The sequence below is a fragment of the Candidatus Hodgkinia cicadicola genome, assembly GCF_002774925.1.
Map to the genome: position 1 here is coordinate 1 of NZ_NXGO01000104.1, position 1517 is coordinate 1517.

The following is a 1517-nucleotide window of genomic DNA, read 5'->3' on the forward strand; positions in this document are numbered from 1 at the left end:
AACCATCAACCGAACAGGAAGATAAAAAGGTATAAAACCAACTATTTAATCAAATGGTTGTAAGATTAATAGATAAAATGAACAACATCCTCTGAATTAGATGTTAATTAAACACTACAAACCTATGTACGTGTTGGTTTTGGATTGGTAGTGGTATTTTTCGGATTAAATATAATATATACCACCCGTTATTGTCCAAACAACAAAAAATCATTTGTAATTTATATTACCTATTATGGTTTTTATGATTTTAATATGTAATATAATTTGAATTTAATTCATATTCATTTATATGCAAATAATAACTATGTCCTTCAACATAGGACATTAATTACATCATACTAAATTTATTAGGTAAACGTTAACAAATTAGTCGTTGTATTAGTATAATGTTAGAGTGATAACTCATATGTTAACAATATGTTTTGTACATTTATATGGATAAATGTTGATAATAATAATAATAAACTGTTGCAGTTTACAACGTATGGTTGATTAATTTAACACGTAGATGTTTTAATGAGATGAACCATAATTAAATATGTTAAATAGTATAGGATTTAATTAACTTATTTATATTATATATTTGTATCGGTATTAAAGTTGTCTTGGTAGCTGATATATTTGTATTCAATTAAGTAAATATATGTGTTCTGAAGTTAAATGGTTTAATGTTAATTAAACATAACGTTGTTAATTTCTTGGAAAACAGAAGATTGATTAGTTAATCTATGGCAAGTTATAATGCCATTATTATTATTTTTATTATGATAAATGATGGGTATATTTAGTATTATTATTTAATAGCTGACAACATTGTCATGCTTGATGTGGTTATTAAATATCTATAGTTAAGTTTATTAAACATTATTTTGTTTTCGGTTAAGAAATCAGAAGATATTATTTTAATATAATTGGGTATTAAGTTTGTATTACTTACTGTAATAAGTTTTGATGTAATTTTAAAAAGTTTAGTACTAGATTTGTTTATTTTATCTTCATTAATAAAAATAACAGGTATTAATGTTTTTGATAATTTATAAAACGTTTGATAATATCCAACATTTTGTATTTGTCTAGTTTTATTACAAATCTGATAATGTTTAAGTATTACATTCATGATTATTTTGTTAACTATAACAACCAACCTCTGTTTGTATGTAAGTTTCTTTATGATTCCATTTCCAACAAGTATAGGTATTACATGGTTGTTGGTTGTTTTTATCGTTCCTGGTATAAAGTTATTTCGTATTGTTTTACAACATGGTTTACTACCTGTCTTATCTCTATTTATTAATTCATATTTTGTTAACTTTTATTAAACATAGTGGTTTTATATCTGATTTTATTAATAACCTTGGTATTAGGTTTGAAATCAACAACAAAAACAAGGTTGTTTGTAATTGATGTACTTTCGGATGTTATGGTGTGGAAGATAAGGTATTAATCATTCTGTTTGGTTTGTTATCGTTGGTTAATTAATTAAGAAATTGGATAAAATGTTATCATAATTATCT

Annotated in this window: 2 protein-coding genes; one reads left to right on the top strand and one right to left on the bottom strand. The window is 23.6% G+C overall.

What is annotated here, in order from left to right; all coding sequences use genetic code 4:
* Positions 1-796 precede the first annotated feature (796 nt).
* The gene (locus MAGTDC_RS03490) at positions 797-1147 is read right to left on the bottom strand and encodes a class I SAM-dependent methyltransferase (RefSeq protein ID WP_146657065.1); all 351 of its coding nucleotides are present in this window, start codon (positions 1145-1147) and stop codon (positions 797-799) included.
* Positions 1148-1263: 116 nt separating this feature from the next.
* On the opposite strand from MAGTDC_RS03490, the gene MAGTDC_RS03495 reads away from it, so the two are divergent.
* The gene (locus MAGTDC_RS03495; protein ID WP_146657066.1) at positions 1264-1482 is read left to right on the top strand and encodes a hypothetical protein; all 219 of its coding nucleotides are present in this window, start codon (positions 1264-1266) and stop codon (positions 1480-1482) included.
* Positions 1483-1517 lie beyond the last annotated feature (35 nt).